The 579-nt window shown below is 69.3% G+C and carries 1 protein-coding gene; it reads left to right on the top strand.

The annotated features are described in order from the left end of the window. Positions 1-554, top strand: a 554-nt coding sequence (locus tag GBZ26_RS29815) for a DNA translocase FtsK (RefSeq protein WP_282184381.1), incomplete at its 5' end; no start/stop codon positions are given. Positions 555-579 lie beyond the last annotated feature (25 nt).

Genomic DNA, 579 nt, shown 5'->3' with positions numbered 1-579 from the left:
CCGGCATCCACCTGATCATGGCGACGCAGCGCCCCTCGGTGGACGTCATCACCGGCACCATCAAGGCCAACTTCCCGACCCGCATCAGCTTCCAGGTCACCAGCAAGATCGACAGCCGCACCATCCTCGGCGAGCAGGGGGCGGAGCAGCTCCTCGGCCAGGGCGACATGCTCTACATGGCCGGCGGCGGCCGCATCACCCGAGTCCACGGCCCCTTCGTCGCCGACGGCGAGGTCGAGCAGGTGGTGAAGTTCCTGAAGACGCAGGGCGAGCCGAGCTACGTCGACGCCATCACCGAGGAGGACGACGAGGACGGCGGCTCCTTCGACGACGGGTCGGGTGCCGGCGGCGGGTCGGGCGACGACCTCTACGACAAGGCGGTGGCGGTGGTCTGCCGCGAGCGCAAGGCCTCGACCAGCTTCATCCAGCGCCAGCTCCGCATCGGCTACAACTCCGCCGCCCGGCTGATCGAGCGGATGGAGAGCGAAGGCGTGGTCAGCAAGCCCAACCACGCCGGCAAGCGCGAGGTGCTGGCCCGCAACATCGAGGAGTGAGTGGGCGCTGGCCCCCACCCTAACC

This window comes from Azospirillum formosense (assembly GCF_013340925.1).
Taxonomy (GTDB): domain Bacteria; phylum Pseudomonadota; class Alphaproteobacteria; order Azospirillales; family Azospirillaceae; genus Azospirillum; species Azospirillum formosense.
This window is presented reverse-complemented; position numbering and strand designations above follow the sequence as displayed.